General features: G+C 32.5%; 21 protein-coding genes and 1 pseudogene. 18 read left to right on the top strand and 4 right to left on the bottom strand.

Annotation, left to right across the window (positions count from 1 at the left end):
• Window positions 1-14: 14 nt before the first annotated feature.
• A complete protein-coding gene (locus ACKTTV_RS16150) occupies window positions 15-2,537 on the top strand; it encodes a T9SS type B sorting domain-containing protein (protein ID WP_408031900.1) in 2,523 nt (840 codons plus the stop codon).
• Between the two features lie 2 nt (window positions 2,538-2,539).
• Here ACKTTV_RS16150 and ACKTTV_RS16155 read toward each other — a convergent pair whose 3' ends face one another.
• The 3 genes from ACKTTV_RS16155 to ACKTTV_RS16165 all read right to left on the bottom strand — a co-directional run bounded on the left by ACKTTV_RS16155 (window position 2,540) and on the right by ACKTTV_RS16165 (window position 4,408).
• Window positions 2,540-2,962, bottom strand: a complete 423-nt coding sequence (locus ACKTTV_RS16155) for a DoxX family protein (protein WP_408031901.1) — start codon at window positions 2,960-2,962, stop codon at window positions 2,540-2,542.
• Window positions 2,963-3,053: 91 nt separating this feature from the next.
• Window positions 3,054-3,620 (bottom strand): Crp/Fnr family transcriptional regulator, encoded by a 567-nt coding sequence (locus tag ACKTTV_RS16160; protein ID WP_408031902.1) that lies wholly within the window; start codon window positions 3,618-3,620, stop codon window positions 3,054-3,056.
• 5 nt (window positions 3,621-3,625) lie between these two features.
• Entirely contained in the window at window positions 3,626-4,408 is a 783-nt protein-coding gene (locus ACKTTV_RS16165) for an IclR family transcriptional regulator (RefSeq protein WP_408031903.1), read from the bottom strand.
• A 139-nt stretch (window positions 4,409-4,547) separates the two neighbouring features.
• Between ACKTTV_RS16165 and kynU the strand changes: the two genes are divergently transcribed.
• From kynU to ACKTTV_RS16245, 16 genes and pseudogenes are all read left to right on the top strand, one after another.
• Window positions 4,548-5,807, top strand: coding sequence for a kynureninase (gene kynU, locus ACKTTV_RS16170; protein WP_408031904.1), 1,260 nt, complete (start codon window positions 4,548-4,550; stop codon window positions 5,805-5,807).
• Entirely contained in the window at window positions 5,807-6,196 is a 390-nt protein-coding gene (locus ACKTTV_RS16175; RefSeq protein WP_408031905.1) for a DUF4345 domain-containing protein, read from the top strand. Before kynU ends, ACKTTV_RS16175 begins: the two co-directional genes overlap by 1 nt.
• Window positions 6,193-6,633, top strand: coding sequence for an SRPBCC domain-containing protein (locus ACKTTV_RS16180; protein WP_408031906.1), 441 nt, complete (start codon window positions 6,193-6,195; stop codon window positions 6,631-6,633). Before ACKTTV_RS16175 ends, ACKTTV_RS16180 begins: the two co-directional genes overlap by 4 nt.
• 24 nt (window positions 6,634-6,657) lie before the next feature.
• Window positions 6,658-8,067, top strand: a complete 1,410-nt coding sequence (locus tag ACKTTV_RS16185; protein ID WP_408031907.1) for an FAD-dependent oxidoreductase — start codon at window positions 6,658-6,660, stop codon at window positions 8,065-8,067.
• 37 nt (window positions 8,068-8,104) lie between these two features.
• Window positions 8,105-8,420 (top strand): annotated as a pseudogene (locus tag ACKTTV_RS16190) (GIY-YIG nuclease family protein).
• A 28-nt stretch (window positions 8,421-8,448) separates the two neighbouring features.
• Complete coding sequence (locus tag ACKTTV_RS16195) at window positions 8,449-8,967, top strand: DUF1697 domain-containing protein (protein WP_408031908.1); 519 nt, start codon at window positions 8,449-8,451, stop codon at window positions 8,965-8,967.
• Between the two features lie 46 nt (window positions 8,968-9,013).
• Window positions 9,014-9,424 carry a RidA family protein gene (locus ACKTTV_RS16200; protein ID WP_408031909.1) on the top strand — a complete coding sequence of 137 codons (411 nt, stop codon included), beginning with the start codon at window positions 9,014-9,016 and terminating at the stop codon, window positions 9,422-9,424.
• 1 nt (window position 9,425) lies between these two features.
• Window positions 9,426-10,118, top strand: a complete 693-nt coding sequence (locus ACKTTV_RS16205; protein ID WP_408031910.1) for a phytanoyl-CoA dioxygenase family protein — start codon at window positions 9,426-9,428, stop codon at window positions 10,116-10,118.
• The gene (locus tag ACKTTV_RS16210) at window positions 10,115-11,557 is read left to right on the top strand and encodes an aldehyde dehydrogenase (protein WP_408031911.1); all 1,443 of its coding nucleotides are present in this window, start codon (window positions 10,115-10,117) and stop codon (window positions 11,555-11,557) included. The genes ACKTTV_RS16205 and ACKTTV_RS16210 overlap by 4 nt, the downstream gene beginning before the upstream one ends.
• Complete coding sequence (locus ACKTTV_RS16215; protein ID WP_408031912.1) at window positions 11,550-11,990, top strand: GNAT family N-acetyltransferase; 441 nt, start codon at window positions 11,550-11,552, stop codon at window positions 11,988-11,990. Before ACKTTV_RS16210 ends, ACKTTV_RS16215 begins: the two co-directional genes overlap by 8 nt.
• Window positions 11,991-12,767: an SDR family oxidoreductase gene (locus ACKTTV_RS16220; protein WP_408031913.1), complete on the top strand. Its 777-nt coding sequence runs from the start codon at window positions 11,991-11,993 to the stop codon at window positions 12,765-12,767.
• A gap of 79 nt (window positions 12,768-12,846) precedes the next feature.
• Complete coding sequence (locus ACKTTV_RS16225) at window positions 12,847-13,419, top strand: hypothetical protein (protein ID WP_408031914.1); 573 nt, start codon at window positions 12,847-12,849, stop codon at window positions 13,417-13,419.
• A gap of 54 nt (window positions 13,420-13,473) precedes the next feature.
• Complete coding sequence (locus tag ACKTTV_RS16230) at window positions 13,474-13,983, top strand: 3-hydroxyanthranilate 3,4-dioxygenase (RefSeq protein ID WP_408031915.1); 510 nt, start codon at window positions 13,474-13,476, stop codon at window positions 13,981-13,983.
• 26 nt (window positions 13,984-14,009) lie between these two features.
• Window positions 14,010-15,092, top strand: a complete 1,083-nt coding sequence (locus ACKTTV_RS16235; RefSeq protein WP_408031916.1) for an amidohydrolase family protein — start codon at window positions 14,010-14,012, stop codon at window positions 15,090-15,092.
• 5 nt (window positions 15,093-15,097) lie between these two features.
• A complete protein-coding gene (locus ACKTTV_RS16240; protein ID WP_408031917.1) occupies window positions 15,098-15,325 on the top strand; it encodes a hypothetical protein in 228 nt (75 codons plus the stop codon).
• Between the two features lie 39 nt (window positions 15,326-15,364).
• Window positions 15,365-16,471 carry a hypothetical protein gene (locus ACKTTV_RS16245; protein WP_408031918.1) on the top strand — a complete coding sequence of 369 codons (1,107 nt, stop codon included), beginning with the start codon at window positions 15,365-15,367 and terminating at the stop codon, window positions 16,469-16,471.
• An 84-nt stretch (window positions 16,472-16,555) separates the two neighbouring features.
• On the opposite strand, the gene ACKTTV_RS16250 is transcribed toward ACKTTV_RS16245, so the two are convergent.
• On the bottom strand, window positions 16,556-19,819 hold the full coding sequence (locus ACKTTV_RS16250; RefSeq protein ID WP_408031919.1) for an agmatine deiminase family protein: 3,264 nt from the start codon (window positions 19,817-19,819) through the stop codon (window positions 16,556-16,558).
• A gap of 520 nt (window positions 19,820-20,339) precedes the next feature.
• Between ACKTTV_RS16250 and ACKTTV_RS16255 the strand changes: the two genes are divergently transcribed.
• Window positions 20,340-21,269: an NAD(P)/FAD-dependent oxidoreductase gene (locus tag ACKTTV_RS16255; protein WP_408031920.1), complete on the top strand. Its 930-nt coding sequence runs from the start codon at window positions 20,340-20,342 to the stop codon at window positions 21,267-21,269.
• The last annotated feature ends 436 nt before the right edge of the window (window positions 21,270-21,705 follow it).

Below are 21,705 nucleotides of genomic sequence, written 5' to 3' on the forward strand. Positions count from 1 at the left end.
CCTTAATTAAAAATATGAAAAAAATTATTGGATTACTCGTGTTACTATGTACGAGTCAAATTTTGCTGGGACAAAACGATTGTGCAACACCGCTAGTAGTTTGTGGAAATGAAGGTTTTGATAATATTGAAGTTTCTGGTCCAGGAACACAAGAATTAGTAGGTACTAACTCTTGTGCTAGTCAAGAGCACAATAGCTTATGGTTTGATGTGACTATTAAAACAGGAGGGAAATTGGCCTTTACTCTAAAACCGGAATCAAGTGATATAAATGAGGATTTCGATTTTTTTGTTTTTGGTCCGAATGCAAGTTGTACTAACCTTGGTCAAGCTATTCGATGTTCAACAACAAACCCTGTAGCTGCAGGATTATCTTCTAATCATACAGGAATGTCTATTTCTGAAAATGATGCTTCTGAAGGGCCAGGTCCCGATGGAACTAGTTTTGTAGCAGCAATTGATGCACTGGCAGGACAACGTTATTTTATTGTAATTGATAGACCCATCGGAAGTAGTAATTTTACAATTGATTGGACAGGAACTGCCGAGTTTAATGATGCTCCGGAAGTTGAAATACCTTCAGGTATAACTATTGATTTAGAAGAATGTGATAGTACAGCACCTTATGATGATCAAGCAACAGTTTTCGATTTAACTCAAAATGATTTTATAGTAGGGAGTCAGGCTAACGTTGTTATTAGTTATTATACAAATAATACTTTTGCGAATACAGGTGAAAATCAAATAACCAACGCAAATGCATTTTTAAATACATTGAATAACCAAACAATTTATGCCCGTTTGGAAAATACTGTCACAGGGTGTTATAATGTTTCTTCTTTTACTTTAAATGTAGTTAATGGTCCGCCTGTGCAAGAAGATAGTATTGAAGAGTGTGATGAAGATAATGATGGGTTTACAAGTTTTAATTTAACCAATTTAAATGCTAAAGTTTTGGTTTCGAGTAATCCAAGTGATTACAATTTTTCATATCATTTAACAGAGGCTGATGCTCAGAATGATGTAGGAAGTCTAAACAGCCCCTATACAAATATTGTACAAAATCAACAAGAGATTTATGTTCGAGTTGTAAATTCATCAAATAACTTTTGTATAAGTACAGTGAAGGCTAATCTAGTTACATTGTCTTCTCCAGAAGTTTCTAGTAATGTTGAGTTGAAACAATGTGATGATGATACGGATGCTATTACATTATTTAACTTAGAAGAGGTGAAGAGTAAGATTTCTGTCAATTACATGTCTGAAACAATCACATTCTATGAAAGTTTAAGTAATGCTCAAAATGGTATAAATGCAATCTCTGACATTACTGCTTATCAAAACAACACACCATCGAGTGCAACAATATGGAGTCGCGTGGAAAATGCAAATGGCTGTTATAAAACCAATGAAATTAATCTGACAGTTTCAACAACAAATATTCCTAGTAGTTTTATGAGGGAGTTTCAAAGTTGTGATTATGTTGAGAGTGACAATGATATTTCTGGAGATGGTATAGCTGTTTTTGATTTTAGTTCTGTAGATATAGAAATTAAAAACATGTTTACAGCTTTGGGGCAACAAATACATGTAAGTTATTATGAGAGTCAATCAGATGCTTTAGCAGAGATCAACGCCATTTCTAATATTTCTAACTATAGAAATGAGAACTCGCCATTTCAACAAAATATTTATGTGAGAGTTGATAGTGATTTAGATAATGATTGTTTAGGTCTAGGTCATCATATAACCTTAACTGTGGATCCATTACCTGAGTTTTCTATTAATGCTCCTGAATATCTATGTCGGAACTCTATAGCAATGTTAGAGGCGAATGTTACATCTATTCAAAATGTGTCTTATCGTTGGAGTTATAAAAATGCATCGTCTATTTTAGGAACTACTAATCAGTTGGTGATTTCGCAAGCAGGTGAATACGAATTGGCAGTAACAAATACGGTAACAGGATGTGTCGATGTGAGATATGTAGAAGTTAAGTTGTCTAGCAGTCCAGTAATAGATCGAGATGATATTGTAATATTCGATGACTTTCATGGTTCTTCAAATGAGTATAAGATTAAAATTTTGAAAGAAAATCTGGGAGTTGGTAATTATGAGTTTAGTTTAGAATATGAAGATGGAACCCAAACACTTTTTCAAATGTTACCAGAATTTAGAAATCTAAAGGCAGGTAAATATACATTAGTCGTTCGGGATGCCAACGGATGTCAGCCAAACGCTGAGCTTGATTTTAACATCTTAAGATTTCCAAAGTTTTTTACACCTAATGATGACGGAGAAAATGATACATGGGTAATAAAGGGCTTAGATCAGAATTTGTTTAAACAAGGAGAGATTGTTGTATTCAATAGATTTGGAAAAATAATTTATAAAGACTCTGTTTTTGGTTTAGGCTGGGATGGGAGTTTTCAAGGAGTTGCTTTACCTAGTAATGACTATTGGTTTTCACTTAGCTTAACGGATGTGAGTGAAAATAATTACAAGTACGAAGGTCATTTCTCCTTATTGCGTAAGTAAAATTATTTCTTGAGAATGACGAAAAAATAGGTCCAACAAATAAAAAATAATTGTAGAGGAATTCGGAACCATAAGTATGAAAGTCCGTTTCCGTCATAAGAGCCAGTTTGATAATTTAGATTTTCAATACTGGCTTTTATATTAGTAGGTACAATAATAATTAGAAATACTATTAGTCCCCATCCGGATAATAATCTGATGTTTGGGATAAATATACCAACTGAAATTAGTAGTTCTAGAAAACCGGTTAAAATAACAATACTTTTTTTTAGAGGTATAAAATGAGGAATCATTTTACTCATACCTTCCGTAAATATAAAATGGCCAATCGTTGTAAAAATCAACATTACAGATAATGCTAATCTTCCTGCAAAGGCAAAGTTGATATCTTGATTAAGTAGTTTTTGAATTATTATACTTAGCAAAAAACTTAGAAGTAGAACGAGTAGAGGTTTCATTATGTTTTGAATTTTTTCAAAGTTGAGAAAAGCAATGTCATGAAACAATGAACCTGAGTTAAGAAATTCGTCTTCGTATTCTACTTAGAGCTTGTGGAGTAACGCCAATATAAGAAGCTATGTATTTAAGCGGTATTTCTTTGATTAATTCTGGGCGTTCTTTGAATAGATTTAAATATCGTTCTTCAGCAGAGGAATTTAACAATGATAATTCCCGTTTTGATTTAATAAGGAATAACTCTTCAGCGCATTTTCTTCCAATTTCATTTCCGATGTTAGTGTTTTGATATATTTTTTCGAGATCATCGAAAGTCAATCTGTATAGTGTTGTGGGGGTAAGTGCTTGGATGCAATATTGACTTGGTAATTTAGTAAGAAAAGAATCGTAAGCGCTCATAAAGTTGTTTTCAAAAACAAAGGCAAAGGTCATGTCGTTTTCTACCTTCGGTATAAAGAATCTGACTAAACCTTGTTCAATAAAAGATAAATAACTTTCTGTTTCACCAGTTGATAAAATAAGCTCTTTTTTCTTAAAGGTAATTCGTTTTAATTTAGAAGAAAAAAGCAACCAGTCTTTATCAGAAATATCTGCAATTGATCGTAACAAAGTATGTAACTCATTCATGTAGTCTATGGCAGGCTTTCAAAATCAGAAAAAGCTCTTTCAATATCTTTTATACCTTTTTTTAAAATGCTAATATAATTGGAAACATTTTCCATTTTAAATCTACTTAAAGGCCCAGAGGCGCTTAAAGAGGCAATTACATTTCCTTTTTTGTTTCGAATAGGAATAGCAATGCATACTAAACCAGATTCTAATTCTTCCATATCTAAAGCATATTCCTGATCTTTAATCTTATCTAGTTCAGATAGTAATTTGCTTTTTGATGTAATAGTGTTTTGAGTGTAAGATTGAAATTTAGTACTATTAATAATATCTTCTTTTTCAATACTACTCAAGAATGAAAATAGAAGTTTACCCGATGCAGTTGCATGTATTGGTTGGTAAGAACCAATAGAGGTGTTGATTTTTAAACCATGAAGGCTATCTGCTTTGTCGATGTGAAATACTTGTCGCTCTTTTAAAATACTTAGTAATACAGTTTCTTGTATATCTAAAGCAACTTGCTTTATGGGAGTTCTTGTAAGGTTTGTAATAGCTTTATAGATTGAAACTCTATTGCCTAATTCGAAAAGTTTACTACCAAGACTGTATTTGTCATTACTATTTTGATGAACAATATTCAAGGAACTTAATGTGTGTAATAGTCGATATACGGTACTCTTATTATAAGCCGTTTTTTGTGCAAGTTCCCTAACTCCCCAAGTTTTTTTTTCTTCAGTAAAAGCATCTAAAAGTTTGAACGCTTTTATAATAGATTGGTTAATTTTTTTATCGTTACTATCTGGCATAGAGCTAATCATTCTTGTCTGATTATTTGCTAAAGTATAAAAAAAATATTAGATTTATAAAACACCGTTTTAAATAGTGAAACGATTTGAAAAAGAATCAAACTATGCTATTTAGTAACTTTGTCATAAATAAATATTAATGTATAAGAATACTTTAGATTACGCTATTCAATTAGATAAAGAAGATAAACTAGCCCATCTTCGGGATGAATTTCATGTGCCAAAGGATCAAAAAGGGAATAATTGGCTTTATTTTACAGGTAACTCATTGGGGTTACAACCAAAGAGAACACAACATTATATACAGCAAGAACTTGATGATTGGGCGAAATACGGAGTCGAAGGTCATTTTGAAGGAGAAACACCGTGGTTACCATATCATGAGTTTTTAACAGATAAAATGGCAAAGGTTGTTGGGGCTAAGCCATTAGAGGTGGTTGTAATGAATACACTTACAACAAACCTTCATTTATTAATGGTTTCTTTTTATCAACCAACAAAGAAGAAATATAAAATTGTAATTGAGTCGGATGCATTTCCATCGGATAGATATGCAGTAGGGTCTCAATTAAAATTCCATGGTTTTGATATAGAAGACGGTTTGATTGAATGGAGACCTAGGGAAGGAGAAGAGTTGCTTAGAATTGAAGATTTGGAAAGTATTGTTGAAGAGCAAGGTGATGAAATTGCTTTATTGCTTATAGGAGGTGTAAATTACTATACCGGACAGTATTTAGATTTAAAAAGAATTGCAGAAATCGGTCATGCTAAGAATTGCATGGTTGGAATAGATTTAGCGCATGGAGCAGGGAATGTTTCTCCTGAACTGCACGAATCTGATGTCGACTTTGCGGCTTGGTGTACCTATAAATATTTGAATTCTGGACCTGGAAGTTTGGCAGGTTTATTTGTTCACGAAAAGCATGCCCATAATAAAGAACTACCTCGTTTTGCTGGATGGTGGAACCATAATAAAGAAACTCGATTTAATATGCGCCAACCATTTGATGTAATGGCAGGAGCCGAGGGATGGCAATTGAGTAATCCACCGATATTGTCAATGGCAGCCATTAGAGCTTCTTTGGATATGTTTGATGAAGTTGGGATGACCGCTTTAAGAGAAAAGTCAGAAAAACTCACAGCTTACTTTGAATATTTAATTCAACAAATTGATACGGACAGAATTCGAATTATTACACCATCAAATCCAAAAGAAAGAGGGTGTCAATTGTCAATTCAGGTGAAAAATGCAGATAAAAGCTTACATCAAAAATTAACAGAAAACAATGTTATAACCGATTGGAGAGAACCGGATGTAATTCGTTGTGCTCCTGTGCCGATGTACAATAGTTTTCAGGATGTGTTTAACATGGTTGAAATTTTAAAAAGCCTGTTATAATGTCGCACCTCCATAAAAATGCTCATTTATTTGTGTCTGCTGTCATCGTTTTAGCAGCAGCATTAGTTTATGGATTGAATCCAGAAAAAATATTGCCAATGTTCTTTGAATTTAAAGTAGAAGTACTTGAGCTTAAAAATATATTCAGAGCAGTAATGGGATTGTATCTTGCTTTTGCAGGATATTGGTTTTATGGAATTTTCAACTCGGATCATTGGAAATATTCCACAATAACAAATGTGTTATTTATGGGAGGTTTGGCATTTGGTAGATTAATAAGTACCATATTTGATGGAGTATCTCTGCAATATAGCTTAGGATTAATAGGAGAATTAATATTGTTGTTATGGGGTATTTATAATTTAAAAACTAAAACAGATACGTTATGAGTTTACTAGTTGAAGTGAAATCAAATATTAAAAGAAATATCAAAGAAGTTTTTAAAGCGATAATTGATAAAGAGGAGATTGCGAAATACTTCGTAACGTCTTCAAGCTCAAATTTAATAGAAGGTGCTCTGGTTACTTGGAATTGGGAAGATGTTTGTGCTGAACATATTGTGGAGGTAGTAGAAATCCGAGAAAATGAAAGAATAGTATTCATGTGGTCAGCAAATCAAGTGAGAACCAAAGTAAAGATTCTATTAGAAGAATTATCACAAAATCAAACTAGTATTAAAATTGAAGAAAAACAATATGAAAAAACAGATGAAGGGATTACAAAGGTGATGCAGCAAACACAAGGCTGGACAGACTTTATTTGTTCATTAAAGGCATATTTATATACAGGAATAAATCTTAGAACTGGAGTGGTTAATAGAAATTAACTCTAAACAATGTTCATTGAAACTATGAAGAAACAAGACAATATATTAATAATCGGAGCAGGACTATGTGGAAGTTTATTAGCACTTCGGTTAGCACAAAGAGGTTATAAAGTAACTGTTTATGAGAGCAGACCCGATCTTAGAAAAGTAGATATCTCTGCTGGACGTTCCATTAATTTAGCGCTTTCTGATCGAGGATTTAAAGCGCTAAGAATGGCAGGTGTTGAAGATAAAGCAAAGGAGATTTGTATCCCAATGTACGGTAGATTGATTCATGATATTGAAGGAAATACATTTGCGTCGAATTATTCTGGTAGAGAAGGAGAGTTTATCAATTCAATTTCTAGAGGAGATTTAAATGGTATTTTATTGACAGAAGCAGAATCCCATGAAAATGTTACGATTCACTTTAACTCTAAGTGTTTGTCAGTAGATATTGAAAACACTAAAGCTTATTTCAAAAGTTACGAAACAAAAGAGGAGTTTACTGTTGATGCTGATGTGATTTTTGGAGCTGATGGTGCTGGCTCGGTACTTCGAAAAAGTTATTATTTAGAAAAAAAGTTTTTGTTTAGTTATAGCCAAGAGTATTTAACTCATGGGTACAAAGAATTAGAAATACCAGGAGATAAAGACGGTAATCATCAAATAAGTAAAGATCATTTACATATATGGCCAAGAGGGCAGTACATGCTAATTGCCCTACCCAATTTGGATGGTAGTTTTACCGTAACATTGTTTTTAGGTCATGAAGAAGGAAAATATAATTTTAAAGATTTAACATCAGAAGAAAAGATTAAAGATTTCTTCCAAGAGCAATTTCCAGATGCATTAGAGTTGATACCAAATATATCGGAAGAATTTGCTAACAATCCAACTGGTGCTTTGGGAACTGTAAAATGTTCTCCTTGGTATTATAAAGGAAATACATTGATCATTGGTGATGCCGCACATGCAGTAGTGCCTTTTTATGGACAAGGAATGAATGCTTCCTTTGAGGATGTTTATGTCTTAGACGAAGTTTTAAACGAATTTGAAGGAGATTGGGATCAAGTTTTTAAAGTGTATCAAGAAAGAAGAAAAAAGGATGCTGATGCTATTGGCACTTTAGCGGTGGAGAATTATTATGAAATGAGAGATCATGTAGCCAATCCTTTATTCAAAGAAAAAAGAAAGATAGAAATGGAACTGGAAAGTAATTTTCCAGAAGAGTATTTTTCAAAATATTCGATGGTAACTTTCAATGAAGAAATAGGGTATCATGAGGCGATGAGAAGAGGGAATGCTCAGGATAAAGCCTTGTTAAACATGATTTCTGATAATGAAATTTCAGCATCAGAAATGGTTTCAAAAGAAAGTTTAGCAACCATTCTTGAAAAGGTTCAAAAAGAAACAAATGAAGTTTTGGAAGAAGATAAAATAGCGGGACTGTAATTTAATGTCACCTCGAGCGCAGTCGAGTGGTTTTTTTATGAAAAAATATTATGTATATATTATTGAGTGCTTTGACAACTTATTATATGTAGGAATTACTAATAATATTGTAAGAAGGTTTGAAGAACATAAAGAAGGGATAGTTAAGAATTTTTACTTTTAAAAGAAGACCTTTAAAATTAATATTTAAGCAAGAATTTAACAATGTTGAGCAAGCAATTTATTTTGAAAAGAAAATTAAAAAGTGGAGTTCTAAGAAAAAATTAGCTTTAGCACATCGTGATTTCGAATTATTACAAATATTATCGGAATGCAGAAATGCTACACATTATAAATATAAACCAAATAAATAGGTCTCGACTGCGCTCGACCTGACAAATAATGAAAACATACATTATCATATTAAGAGGTATTAATGTTTCTGGAAAGAACAAACTACCAATGAAAGATCTAAAGGAGTTACTGGAAGACATTAATTATAAGGATGTACAGACTTATATTCAAAGCGGTAATGTCATTTTAAAATCTGATGATAGTAAGGAGGTAATAGCTTTAAATATTAAAGCTTCTATTAAAAATAAGTTTGACTATGAAGTGCCAACATTAGTAAGAACTATTGAAGAATGGAAAGAGGCTATTGAAAAGAATCCTTATAAAAGTGTTGAAGAAAAACAACAATACTTTACGTTTTTGTCAGGAACTCCGGAAGAAGTAGTTATTGAAATAGATGCCAAAGATGATGAGTTTGAAATTATAAATGATGTTGTGTATGTGAATGCAGTAGGAGGTTACGGTAAAACCAAGTTGTCTAATGTTTTTTTTGAAAAAAAATTAAGAGTTACAGCAACAACAAGAAATTTAAAAACAACATTAAAGTTACTCGAACTAGCAATGGAGTAACGAAATATGAATCTAAAAGAAAAGGTTCGAGAAAAATTTAAAATAAATGGATAGTAAAGTAATTAAAGGTAAAGCAATTCCTAGAGGTAAATTTCCACATGTAAAGCAGGTAGGAGATTTTATCTATGTTTCTGGAACGAGTTCAAGAAGACCCGATAATTCATTTGAAGGAGTTGAGGTAGATGAGTTTGGAACTACCAACTTGGATATTCGCAAGCAAACAAGGGCTGTTATCGAAAATATTAGAGATATTTTAAAAGAGGTAGGTGCCGATTTGGAAGATGTTGTTGATATTACTTCCTTTTTGGTAAATATGAATGATTTTGGGGGCTATAATCAAGTTTATGCAGAATATTTCGATTATAATGGTCCAACTAGAACAACTGTTGCAGTTCACCAATTGCCACATCCTCATTTATTAATAGAAATAAAGGCAGTAGCTTATAAGAAACAATAGAATGTTTGTGACTGAATTACATAATGAGTTTAATGATAAAGGCTATTTTATTTCTGAAAATATTTTTAGTAAAACAGAAGTGAACGAACTTAAAAATTGCCTTAAGGTCAATAGTGGGACTTATGCAATTCGACAGCTTTTAGAAAAACGTCCCGAGATTAGTACTTTATTATTTCGTAATGCTAAGTTCAAAGAACTATATGATAGTGTTTGTGGAAGTGATTATTTTATTTCTAAAGCAATTTACTTTAATAAACCCGCTAAATCTAATTGGTTTGTTTCGTATCATCAAGATTTAAGTATTAGTGCGAAAAAAAGAATAGTTTCAGAAGAATACACGCAATGGACAAATAAACAAGGTCAATTAGGAGTAATACCACCGATTGATGTATTGGAGAGTACAATCACTTTTAGGCTTCATTTGGATGATACAAATGATGATAATGGAGCGCTTAAAGTTCTTCCAAAATCACATACAAAAGGACTGGTAAGAATTGATGAAGATTTTGATCAGGATAATTACGAAAAAGAGTTCGTTTGTAAAGTGAAATCGGGAGGAGTAATGCTTATGAAACCTTTGTTACTTCATGCATCCGATAAATCGATATCGGATAAGGATAGAGCCGTAATTCATATTGAATTTTGTAATAAAGAAATTCCACCACAATGGTTGGAGAAAAAACAAGTAGTATGAAAATTCAAAACTACATAGATGGAAAATTTTTGAACCCTATTGCGGATCAATGGATTGATAATTATAATCCTTCGAAAGGTGAGGTATATGGTCAAATTCCTAATTCAACAAAAGAAGATATTGAATTGGCAGTGACTGCTGCTAAAAAAGCATTTCCAGTTTGGTCAAATACAACATTAAATGAAAGAAGTGAAATTTTATCGAAAATAGCAAAAGGTATTTTTGATAAACTGCCTGAATTAGCCAAAGCAGAATCTAAGGATAATGGAAAACCATTAAGTTTGGCAACTAAAATAGATATTCCGAGGGCTTCGTCTAATTTTCAGTTTTTTGCTGACGCTATTACTCAGTTTCCATCTGAAGCTCATGAGAGTATTGGATTAAACGCGATAAATTTTACATTAAGACAGCCAATTGGTATTGTAGGTTGTATTTCACCTTGGAATTTACCTTTGTATCTATTTACTTGGAAAATTGCTCCTGCATTAGCTGCTGGAAATTGTGTCGTTGCTAAACCAAGTGAGGTTACCCCCATGACTGCTTTTTTATTAGGTGAAATATGTAATAAAGCAGGATTACCTTCTGGGGTTTTAAATATTGTACATGGTTTAGGTCAAACCACTGGTCAGGCAATTATTGAACATGCTAATATTAAGGCAATTTCTTTTACTGGAGGAACCGCTACAGGAGCACATATTGCCAAAACAGCTGCTCCAATGTTTAAAAAGTTATCATTAGAACTGGGAGGGAAGAATCCAAATATAATTTTTGCAGACTGTGACTATGAAAAAATGTTGAGTACTACATTACGATCTTCTTTTGCAAACCAGGGACAGATTTGTTTATGTGGTAGTAGAATTTTTGTTGAAGAAAATATTTATGAAAGATTTAAAAAAGACTTTATTAGAAAAGTATCTCAACTCACAATAGGAAACCCTTTTGATGAGGATTCAGATATTGGAGCATTGGTGTCTAAAAACCACTTAGAAAAAGTAAAGTCATATATCGATATTGTAGAGGAAGAAGGAGGAAAGGTCCTTTATGGAGGTGAAAAAGTTATTGTTTCTGGGAGTGAAAATGGGTATTACTTACAACCAACAATTATAGAAGTAAGTAACAATGATTGTAAATTAAATCAGGAAGAGATATTTGGACCTGTGGTAACTATTATGCCGTTTAAAAATGAAGAAGAGGTTTTAAAATTGGCAAATAACGTGAAGTATGGATTATCAGCAACGTTATGGACGAATAATTTAAATCGAACTATGAAAATGAGTAAACAATTACAAGTTGGAATTGTTTGGGTAAATACATGGCTGATGCGTGATTTAAGAACACCATTTGGCGGCGTAAAGGCAAGCGGAGTAGGGAGAGAAGGAGGTTTCGAGGCCTTACGTTTTTTTACTGAACCTAAAAATGTGTGCATTAGCTATGATTAAAATTAAGGATGATCTTTTATTTTCAACTAGTCATAGCGACATGGACCTAGATATGATTTACGGTTTTATTAAAGAGTCATATTGGGGGCAGGGAAGAACTTTTGAAGAGCAGAAAAAAGCAATTGAAAATACCTTGAATTTTGGGTTGTTTCATAATGAAAAACAAATAGCTTTTGCAAGAGTAATGACTGATAAGGTATTTTTTGCATATCTACTCGATGTTTTTGTTACTGAAGAAGAAAGAGGTAAAGGGTATTCAAAGATTTTGGTAAACGAAATTTTAAACGTTCCAGAACTCAAAAATGTTCATAAGTGGATGTTAGCAACAAAAGATGCTCATACTCTTTATGAAAAGTTTGGTTTCGAACTTGTAAAAAGACCTAATATGCTTATGGAAAAAATGAATGACACAGCAAAAAAAATATATACATAAATGGATTTAGGATTAAAAGGAAAAAATGCACTTGTTTGCGGAAGTACACAGGGTATAGGAAAAGCAACAGCAATTTTATTAGCAAATGAAGGTGCAAATGTAACATTAGTGGCTAGAAATGAGGAAAAGTTGAAAAAAGTAAGAAATGAGTTATTAAATGAAGGGCAAGAACATAGTTATATTGTGGCCGACTTTTCAAACCCAGAAGAACTTTCAAATAGATTAAAAGAATCGAGTTTGAATTTCCATATTTTGGTTAATAACACGGGCGGACCGGCTGGTGGACCAGTTTTTAATGCAAAATTAAGTGAGTTTGAGAGTGCTTTTACTCAGCATTTGAAATGTAATCATGTATTAGTTCAGGCTTTAGTTCCTTTTATGAAAGAAGAAAGGTATGGGAGAATAATTAATATTATTTCCACATCAGTGAAACAACCGTTAGATGGATTGGGGGTTTCTAATACAATAAGAGGAGCTGTAGCTAATTGGTCGAAAACTTTGGCTAATGAACTTGGTCAGTTTAAAATTACAGTGAATAATGTGCTTCCTGGAGCAACCAATACAGAGCGCTTAAATGAAATTATAAACAATAAGGCATCGAAAACGGGGAAAGCAAAAGAAGAAGTTGCAGAATTAATGAAGAATGCTTCTCCTGCTAAAAGGTTTGCAGAACCTTCTGAAGTAGCTAACGCTGTGGTGTTTTTGTCAAGTGAAAGAGCAAGTTTTATTAACGGTATAAATGTTCCAGTTGATGGAGGTAGAACAAAGAGTTTATAATAGAGTAATTTCAAAGCAAAATGAAACGTAACAAAAAATAGTATTTTTACCTTACAATAACCAAATAAAACAACTTAGTATGAATCGTAGAAAATTTATTGCATCCTCAACTATGGGAGCTGGAGCATTATCAATGTTTCCAATGTCAGCTTTTGCAAATTCATCTGAAAAGATTTTCAAATCAAAATTTGAAGACTCTTTTAACAGCTTTAATGTAGCTATTGAAAGTTTATCAAATGATGCAGCAAAAACTTTTGAGGATATGAAAGGTTTTTTGAAGGAATCTAATTATTCCTACAACACTAGTAAACTTATGAAGTTCAATGATGTTTGTTATGCAATACCTCTTGAAAAGAAATCGTTGCTTGGTTTTAATTCAAATGAATTGGGGCTTATTGTTAATCAAAATGGAACAAGTAAGTTTTATATTTTAAATGAAAAAATTACTGAAGAATTTCAGAATCTAAATGAAGGTTTCAGTTTAGGAATCGAGGAAAGTGGAGGAAGTATTGATGTTGCCAAATTCATTTTTCCACAAGAAGTAATTGAAGAAAAGAAAGGTCGCGAAAGTGTATTTGCCTATAAAAATGCATTAAACGACACAATTACTTTTAAAAGTTCAAGAAAAGGCACTCGAGCCATAATTAGCTAAGTATAATTTATAGAGCCTTCTTTTGGAAAGGAGGCTCTTCTAAAACAAAATCATATGAGTAAACTAGTACAACCATTGAATTTTAAAAAATGGATTGATGATCATCGCCACTTATTAAAACCACCTGTTGGTAATAAAGTAGTTTGGAAAGATGCTGATATTATTGTAATGGTCGTTGGAGGCCCTAATGAAAGAACCGATTATCATTATAATGAAACTCCTGAATTTTTCTATCAAGTAGAAGGAGATATGGTTTTGAAAGTGATGGAAGATGGTAAATCGAGAGATATTCATATTAAGGAAGGAGATATCTTTTTATTACCTCCAAAGATTCCTCACTCTCCACAACGTAATGCAAATACAGTAGGTTTGGTAATTGAATATCCGAGACCAGAAGGTGTAAAAGATAAGTTACAATGGTACTCTGACGAAGATGGAAGTTTAATATATGAAGAAGAATTTACCTTGGATAATATAGAGACAGATATGCCAGCTATTTTTGATAGGTATAACAACAAAATAAAAAAGGAAATTCAACAAAATAGAAAAGCTAACAAAAACTAAAAAAACTAGCTATAAAACATCAGACAATGAAACGTAAACTTCGCATTAACGGGCATTCACATTTATTACCATATCCTGAAGAGATTCCTCAGTTTATGAAAGACAAAGGTATTTTTTGGGTAGACAAGGATAAAAAGTTCATGTTGCAGAAAAACTGGAAACGTCCAGTTACTGATTCGAGTTTCTTTTTAAATGAGAAATTGGCTTGGATGGAACATTTTAATATTGACCATGCAGTAGTATTGAATCTTTCTCAGTTATATGGGAATGGTTTGCGTTTGGAAGAGATGAAACAAGCCTTGCGTTTCCAAAATGATTTTAATGCTAAAATACAGCAAGATCATCCTTCTAAATTCACGTGTGGTTTTGTGGTGCATCCTGGATTTGTAAGAGGTGCTTGTTGGGAAATAGAACGATGTGTTGAAGAGTTAGGAATGCGTTTACTATGTTTACCTACACATTATATGGATACGATTGGTACTTGGCGTTGTATTTTTGATGAGGAAAATGAACCTATTTTCGAATTAGCAAACAAATACAATTTAGCAGTTGAGATTCATCCTTATGATGGAGAGAAGTTTATTAAATTAGAAAATACGTCATGGAGATTTCATTTAATATGGATGTTAGCGCAATGTGCTGATGCTTATCACTTTTTAACATTAAATGGTTATTACGATAAATACCCCAATATGAGAATCTGCTTTGCTCATGGAGGACAGTTAGCGCAAATGAATCTAGGACGTAGGATTCAAGGTTTTGATGGACGACCAGATTTATTCGAAGGAAAAGAACATCCTAGAAAAGCAGTAGGTCATAAGAATATTTTCTTTGATACGTTAGTACATGACACTGGATCATTAGAATTATTGATAAAAAATCAAGGGTCAGATCAAGTGTTAATAGGTTTAGACGATCCTTATCCGTTAGGAGAAATGGAAAGTGATAAACAGTCATCATATCCAGGGAAAATATTGGATTTAGCCATTAAAAGAGAAATTATTACGGAAAACCAGAGAGATGCTATGTGGGAGAATAATGTACTGCAATGGCTGTTTGGAGATAACGAGAAATTAAAAAAAGATTTAGTAAATAAAATTATAACGTAAAATTTATGAAAAAGGAAAAAGAAGAAGAAAAAATTGTTTCAATGAATGGAGAACTAGCGACCTCTGAATGGTTTGGAGCTATTATAAGATATCTTTTTGGGTTTGGTAAAAAGGGCTTTTCTCATTACTATAACGAAAAGAATCTGAGAAAAAATACGGTAGTTGGTTACGTTTTTAAATTAATAATGTTGGTGTTTTTTATTGTAGTGGCGTTCTATTTTATAAAAGAATAGTATTTTCATCCTGTTCTTTGCAATAGAAATTAATTTAAGATGTCTCAAGTAACTCAGTTTCATAATTTATCTCATATTTTTATTTCGTTTATTGGTGCTATATTGCTGCTTGCGATATATTATAATATTCGAAAGAGGTTCCGATCGGTTTTAGAAGAGGGTAATTCAATTAAAAGAGTCGATAGAGGACTTTTGTTTTTTAGCTGTGGAATGTTGGTGTGGGTTTTTTCTGGAACTTGGGCTTTACTAGCGAATTACTTTTCTTTTCATGATTCCTTAATGTATCAAATAGGAGTTAATATGTTTTCAACCATTAACAACTTGTTTTGGTTGTTGGCTTTGTATTATATGTATTATTCTCCTTTGTTTATTTATCGAAATGAAAAGAATGTAAAAATCATTTCAGTGATTATAGCCATAGTTTTTGGGTTGACTTTGTTACTATCATTCGTTTTGAGGAATGAGGTGTATTCTGGAGTAAAATTAATGGGAATTCCTGATTTTTTATTGACGACATTTCTTTGCTATTTGATGGCAATTTCCTTTTACAGAACCTTTATGTTTCGTGGGTTAAAGCTAGTAGCAATATTATCTGTGGTTATTGTTTTCTTATTATTCGTATCACAATTATCAGATGTTTTTGTAGAACTAGGGAATGACTTTATAAACCAATTAATTAGAATTATAACAAAAACATCTTTAGTGTCTCTATTTTTGGTTTTGGCAACCAGTTGGGTAATTCAATTAGCTCATACTCCAAAGCCGAATGAGATAAAAATTAAATTTTTAGATTGGTCATTAATTGAGCTAACCATTCCTTCAAAGGGAATAATAAATGAAAAAATTGATTTTGGTTCTAAAACGACTCAATATAAGAACTTGCTTAATTTTGGAATTAGAAGAAAGTTTAATCATGCCGCTGAACAATGTATTGAAGTTCGATATGGAGGCGAAATAAAAAGCCAAACATACATCACTCGTATTATTGAAAATATAAATACAATTCTTGAGTTGAGTGAGGAAAATAGATTGGAACGAAAAGATTTGATTACGTTCGTAGGGGATAGTAAATACCGACTTCGTATTTTACCTGAAAACATCTTAATAGATGAAGCTTTAGCAGCAGAGTTTGATAAGTCGAAATAGATTTTGTTCTTAAAGCTGGTAGTAATAAAAAAACCTATACACCGTTATACGATGCATAGGCTCTACTATAAAAAGTAAGAAGGGTTATTTCTTTATAAACTTCTTTTCGATTATCTCATTATTCAAATAAAATTTGATGTAATAAGTAGTTCCTGAAATTAGATTCAATTCCTGAACGTTAATATCCGATTGGTATTTACCTGATTTTAGTTTTCTACCATTTCCATCGAAAATAACATAAGATGCTCCTTTTATTGATTGGTCAGAAGCTACTGAGAATTTCGATTCTACAGGATTTGGATAAATAGTAGTATTAGACTTGGTATTTGATGTTGCAGTTCTATAAGAAGAAGTACAATCAAATAAATATGTCCATTGTCCATTTATCTTTTCATAAACTTGACCGTAGTAAACTACGCGATCACCATTGTAATAGGTTCTTCCACTTTGATAATTTGGAATATTACTACAATCGTTAGGATCAGTTGTGGAACTCAAAGTTGTTGCTGTAATCGTGTTATTTGCAGGTGAAACATTGCCAGCATCATCTTTCGCGTAAACTGTAAAACTATATGAGGTGTTTTCAGTAAGGTTATTAACACTAAAGGAAGTGTTTGTACCTGAAGAATTCTCTCCAATAAGTGTATTTCCTTGATAAATACTATAAGCCGTGACAGCTACATTATCATTTGAAGCATTCCAAGATAACTCCAAAGTTGTTTCAGTAATATTGTATGCATTTAAGTTGTTAGGTGCTGTGGGTGCTTGTGTATCAGACGTTGCATTACAATCGAATAAATAAATCCATTGACCGTTGGTCATTTCATATACCTTATTGGCATATACCACACGATCTCCATTGTTGTATGTTGTTCCACTTTGATAATCGGGAATTACACTACAATCATTTGGATTTGTAATGGTACCAAGCGTTTTAACTGAGATGGTATTACTCGAAGAAGAAACGTTCCCAGCTTCATCTCTTGCTTTAATAAAGAAGCTATAACTGGTATTTTCTGATAAATTAGAAACATTGAAGGAAGTAGTAGATGAGGTCGTACTCCCTATCAAACTATTATCTTGGTAAATATCATAAGCTACTACAGCAGTATTATCTGTTGATGCTGTCCAATATAAATCGACACTCGTTTCAGTGATGTTTTCAGAACTTAAATTACTTGGTGCAGTTGGAGCTTCAGTATCAACTGGAGTAGCATCACAATCAAATTGGAATACCCATTGATTATTAATCATTTCGTAAACCTTATTTTGATAAACAACTCTGTCTCCATTTGTATAGTTCACATTACCTTGATAGTTTGGTATGTTAGAACAGTCGTTAGGATTTGTATTGTCCTCTTTCGTTGTAACATTTATAACATTACTTGAAGCTGATATATTTCCAGCTGCGTCCTTTGCTTTTACATAAAATGAGTAGGACGTATTTGGAGTTAAATTGCTAACAGGAAAAGAAGCAATAGCTGCGGTGGTTCCAATCATCGTATTTCCTTGATATATTTCATATCCAGTTACAGCAACATTATCCGTAGATACTGTCCAAGATAAATCCAATGATGTTTGAGTTATATTGGAAGCAGTTAAATTAGTCGGAGCAGAAGGAGCTTCTGTATCTGTTTGAGAAGAGCACCAAAAGGTAAAAGCACCTCCTTGATCTGCAGTCATCGGATATGTCATGGTTTTATTGTTATTCGAAGTAGCAGAAATATAGTATTCCGTAACTTGATTTGTTCCTGATGACAATGTAATATCCGCAGTCCAATGGTTGTTATCACCTTTTGTCATGCTAGTTTGGTTCCAATTAGAACTTCCTTTAGCTCTTGAAAATAACGTAGCTTTATTAATGCCGCTCTTATTTGTAATAACAACATCAATTGGATAGCTAGTTCGACAGTTTTCAATTTTACCGTAATACGGGTAATGCTTAAATCTTAATGGATTTTCTGCATGAAACTCTTTTGTAACACAATGTATTGATCCACCAGTTCCAATAAGAGCTCTACTATCAATTGGAATAATAGTATATCCTGGATATTCTTTACGGATAATATCCAAAGCAGCATTGTCTGACGCGATGTCACCTGTTTGACCATTATTGAATACAGGTTGTATAATGGTTTTGTTTACAATTAAATGGTTGCTAAAAGTTCTACTAGAATTATATATATCCCATGCATCATCGTATTGAGTTCCATCATCCTTCGTAGGAAAAGGAACTGTACCAAATAAATATGGTTTACCCGTACCTCCTGGACTTGTTAATGTAGATAAATAGTCTACATTATCAATAATTTTCTGATAATCGGTATAATCGGGAATGTTTGCCATTTCTGAAGGTTGTTCAGTATATACATAACGGTTTTCATTTACCATATCAATGTATAAATCTACATGCCCTGTTCCACCATCATAAGTTAGCGCCTTAAGCATGTTCAAGTTTTCTAAATTGAATGCTGCTTTCAATGTCGCATCTACATGAGCTTTAGAATGCTCATTGTTATTCAAGTAAACTCTGTCGCTAGTGGTTAAAGACTTATAACCGTTCATAATTATATTTCCTCCTTCAAATACAAGTGGCATATACGTATGAGCTATTCCGAATTTTTCAGCCCACAAAGGAGTTAAGTCATCATCATTACGTCTACCTCCATAGTCTAAGTCTACCCATCCAATTTTGTCGTCTGCTCCGTAATAGAAATTAATCGGACCAAAATCTCTCGTCCAAAATGAATCTGTTGGATTTACTAGAAATTCGTAATTAGAAAGAGGTGTTCCTTTATCTTGAAAATGTCTAATTAAAAGAGCTGTATCGGCTTGAGTTCTAACATTAATATATACTTTAACTCCAGCTTCTTGGATGGCATTAATAAGCTCTCTGAAAAACTTTGAATAGGAAGGAGCTCCATCGGCATGCTCTGTTAATATAAGAGATCCGTTTTCGTCCCACCATGAATATGGATAATTAACAAATACACCCTGAATCTCCTCAAATTCTCCTGGAAAAATTGCATTATCTGGTAAGCTAATTGGAGCTTTATTCTGTCTGGTGTTTAGTGTTGCATTTCTTTTTTCTTTTTGATTTTTACTTTCTTTTTTAAAATTACGTTTGTTTAATTTGGTACAGGCTTCATCGACCTTTTTTGTGTCCTGACTTTTTAAATAGTCATAAATAACATTCAGTTCTAACTTTGAAAACTGATGATTTTTACTCCCTTTTTTGTACTTCTCAATAATAAGAGCTTTCTCCCGCTGAGTAACCCCCTGTTGAGCATACATTAAATTAGTAAAGATAATAGTCAATAAGACTAAACTTAATTTAACTTTTCTCATGTTGTTTGTTAAAATGTTTAAATTGATTTTTATTTCAATTGTTTATCACACAAGTGAATACTTGTTTTTCTAATGATGAAGCGAAGAAAGCTACCACAACGAATGTATGGGGGGAGTGAAGGGTTGTTTTAGTTTGTTAGCTTACGTGAAAAAATCAAATTACGTAATTATAGCCGGCCGTAACTTGTTTGTAATAAAACAATTAAAGGGGGCAAACATACCCTTGTATATTTTTCTAAAAATCAGATGTCGTACTATTGATGTATAGCTGAAGATAAAAACGCAACAAAATGTCCAAAAAGAGAAAACAGATTGGGGTATGTCGATCTAAAGGAATTGTAGATGAATGAATTCAACAGGATTTAAATCAGGCTTTTGGTTCAAATTAGTCCCGAATAATGAATGAAAATGGAGAATTCTATAGTTAAAGTTTATTTAAATATTTGAAATGTGAATTGAAAATAGACCTTGTTAATTACTTTTTAAGGTATTATTGTAAGTAAACAGATATAAATTAATCATGGCAAACAATAAATTTGAGGTAATAGTGATTGGTGGTGGTCCAGCGGGGATGAGTGCTGCGTTGGTTTTGGGAAGAAGCAGAATACATGCCTTAGTAATAAACACAGAAACACCTAGAAATGCTGTCACAAAACATTCTCATGGTTTTTTAACTCAAGACGGAAAACATCCTACGGAAATTTTTAAGGAAGCAAAACAACAGCTTAATAAATATAAAAGCGTAACATATAAAAATGAAAAGGCTATTGACTTGAAAAAAATAGAAGGTGGGTTTCAAGTAAAGACTGAATCAAAAGTATATACTTCTAAAAGAGTTGTAATAGCAACAGGACATAAAGATAATATTGAGTCAATAGGTATTGATGGTTTGGTTGAGGTGTATGGTAAATCGGTATATCCTTGCCCGTTTTGTGACGGCTTTGAAATGGCGGATAAAAAATTAGCTGTAATTGGAGATGCAACAAAGGCTCCAATGTTTTCAAAAGTAATTTCTCATTGGTCTAATGATGTAATTGTATTTACAAATGGAAATAAAGTTGTCGATTTAGATTTAAAAAAGGAGCTAAAATCAAAAAATATTGATATTATCGAGGATAAAATAACAAAGCTTCATTCATCAAAAGGAGAGTTACTTAGTATTGAGCTAGAAGGAGGTAGGTCTATAGATAGAGAAGGAGGTTTCTTACCAGATACTCATTCTTCAGAAAGTACAAGCTTTGCTCAGAAAATGAAGATACCAACTGAAGAAGGAAAGTTCGGAATGTCAGCCTATATTATAGATGAAAATAAAGAAACGATGGTGAAGGGTTTGTATATAATAGGAGATGCCCAAACAGGTTGGAGCGGAGTAGCTGTTTCAGTAGCGGAAGGAAGTAAAGTTGGTTCGGCTATAACCCATCAAATAATTATGGAGAAATGGGCGTTTTAAAATAAAGTATAAAAAAAGCTATCAAAACTACTGGGGGGAATATCACAAGTGATATGTTAGTTTCGATAGCTTATCATGAAAAAAAACTATTAATACTATTTGCAATTGATAATTGGGGAATCTATTGCATTTAAAACAATTACGAGTCAAAGGTATGTCAGTTTCCTCATTTTGAGGGATATGTAGTATGCTTGATGATTATATATTGTTAAAGAAGAAAGAAAATGTCTAAAAAGAGAATGATTGAGCAATTGAGGTAGTATAATCTGTGTTAATTCAATTTGTTAGTTATGAGGTGTATACCGCGACAATTGTTTCGTTTACGGATGAAACAAGAGGTTAAAATTGACTGTGATTTGGCTTATAAGTTCTTAATATTTTATTTTAATATAATCGGTTGATAGTTTGTTAAATGGTTGTTTTTCAGTGTTACAAA

It is taken from the genome of Tenacibaculum xiamenense (assembly GCF_964513065.1).
In the GTDB taxonomy this organism is placed as follows: domain Bacteria; phylum Bacteroidota; class Bacteroidia; order Flavobacteriales; family Flavobacteriaceae; genus Polaribacter; species Polaribacter xiamenense.

Excerpts from the sequence above, each read along its gene's own strand:
- ACKTTV_RS16150 (WP_408031900.1), top strand. The coding sequence starts at position 15 with ATGAAAAAAATTATTGGATTACTCGTGTTACTATGTACGAGTCAAATT.
- ACKTTV_RS16160 (WP_408031902.1), bottom strand. The coding sequence starts at position 3,620 with ATGAATGAGTTACATACTTTGTTACGATCAATTGCAGATATTTCTGAT.
- ACKTTV_RS16165 (WP_408031903.1), bottom strand. The coding sequence starts at position 4,408 with ATGCCAGATAGTAACGATAAAAAAATTAACCAATCTATTATAAAAGCG.
- kynU (WP_408031904.1), top strand. The coding sequence starts at position 4,548 with ATGTATAAGAATACTTTAGATTACGCTATTCAATTAGATAAAGAAGAT.
- ACKTTV_RS16175 (WP_408031905.1), top strand. The coding sequence starts at position 5,807 with ATGTCGCACCTCCATAAAAATGCTCATTTATTTGTGTCTGCTGTCATC.
- ACKTTV_RS16180 (WP_408031906.1), top strand. The coding sequence starts at position 6,193 with ATGAGTTTACTAGTTGAAGTGAAATCAAATATTAAAAGAAATATCAAA.
- ACKTTV_RS16185 (WP_408031907.1), top strand. The coding sequence starts at position 6,658 with ATGAAGAAACAAGACAATATATTAATAATCGGAGCAGGACTATGTGGA.
- ACKTTV_RS16195 (WP_408031908.1), top strand. The coding sequence starts at position 8,449 with ATGAAAACATACATTATCATATTAAGAGGTATTAATGTTTCTGGAAAG.
- ACKTTV_RS16200 (WP_408031909.1), top strand. The coding sequence starts at position 9,014 with ATGGATAGTAAAGTAATTAAAGGTAAAGCAATTCCTAGAGGTAAATTT.
- ACKTTV_RS16205 (WP_408031910.1), top strand. The coding sequence starts at position 9,426 with ATGTTTGTGACTGAATTACATAATGAGTTTAATGATAAAGGCTATTTT.
- ACKTTV_RS16210 (WP_408031911.1), top strand. The coding sequence starts at position 10,115 with ATGAAAATTCAAAACTACATAGATGGAAAATTTTTGAACCCTATTGCG.
- ACKTTV_RS16215 (WP_408031912.1), top strand. The coding sequence starts at position 11,550 with ATGATTAAAATTAAGGATGATCTTTTATTTTCAACTAGTCATAGCGAC.
- ACKTTV_RS16220 (WP_408031913.1), top strand. The coding sequence starts at position 11,991 with ATGGATTTAGGATTAAAAGGAAAAAATGCACTTGTTTGCGGAAGTACA.
- ACKTTV_RS16225 (WP_408031914.1), top strand. The coding sequence starts at position 12,847 with ATGAATCGTAGAAAATTTATTGCATCCTCAACTATGGGAGCTGGAGCA.
- ACKTTV_RS16230 (WP_408031915.1), top strand. The coding sequence starts at position 13,474 with ATGAGTAAACTAGTACAACCATTGAATTTTAAAAAATGGATTGATGAT.
- ACKTTV_RS16235 (WP_408031916.1), top strand. The coding sequence starts at position 14,010 with ATGAAACGTAAACTTCGCATTAACGGGCATTCACATTTATTACCATAT.
- ACKTTV_RS16240 (WP_408031917.1), top strand. The coding sequence starts at position 15,098 with ATGAAAAAGGAAAAAGAAGAAGAAAAAATTGTTTCAATGAATGGAGAA.
- ACKTTV_RS16245 (WP_408031918.1), top strand. The coding sequence starts at position 15,365 with ATGTCTCAAGTAACTCAGTTTCATAATTTATCTCATATTTTTATTTCG.
- ACKTTV_RS16250 (WP_408031919.1), bottom strand. The coding sequence starts at position 19,819 with ATGAGAAAAGTTAAATTAAGTTTAGTCTTATTGACTATTATCTTTACT.
- ACKTTV_RS16255 (WP_408031920.1), top strand. The coding sequence starts at position 20,340 with ATGGCAAACAATAAATTTGAGGTAATAGTGATTGGTGGTGGTCCAGCG.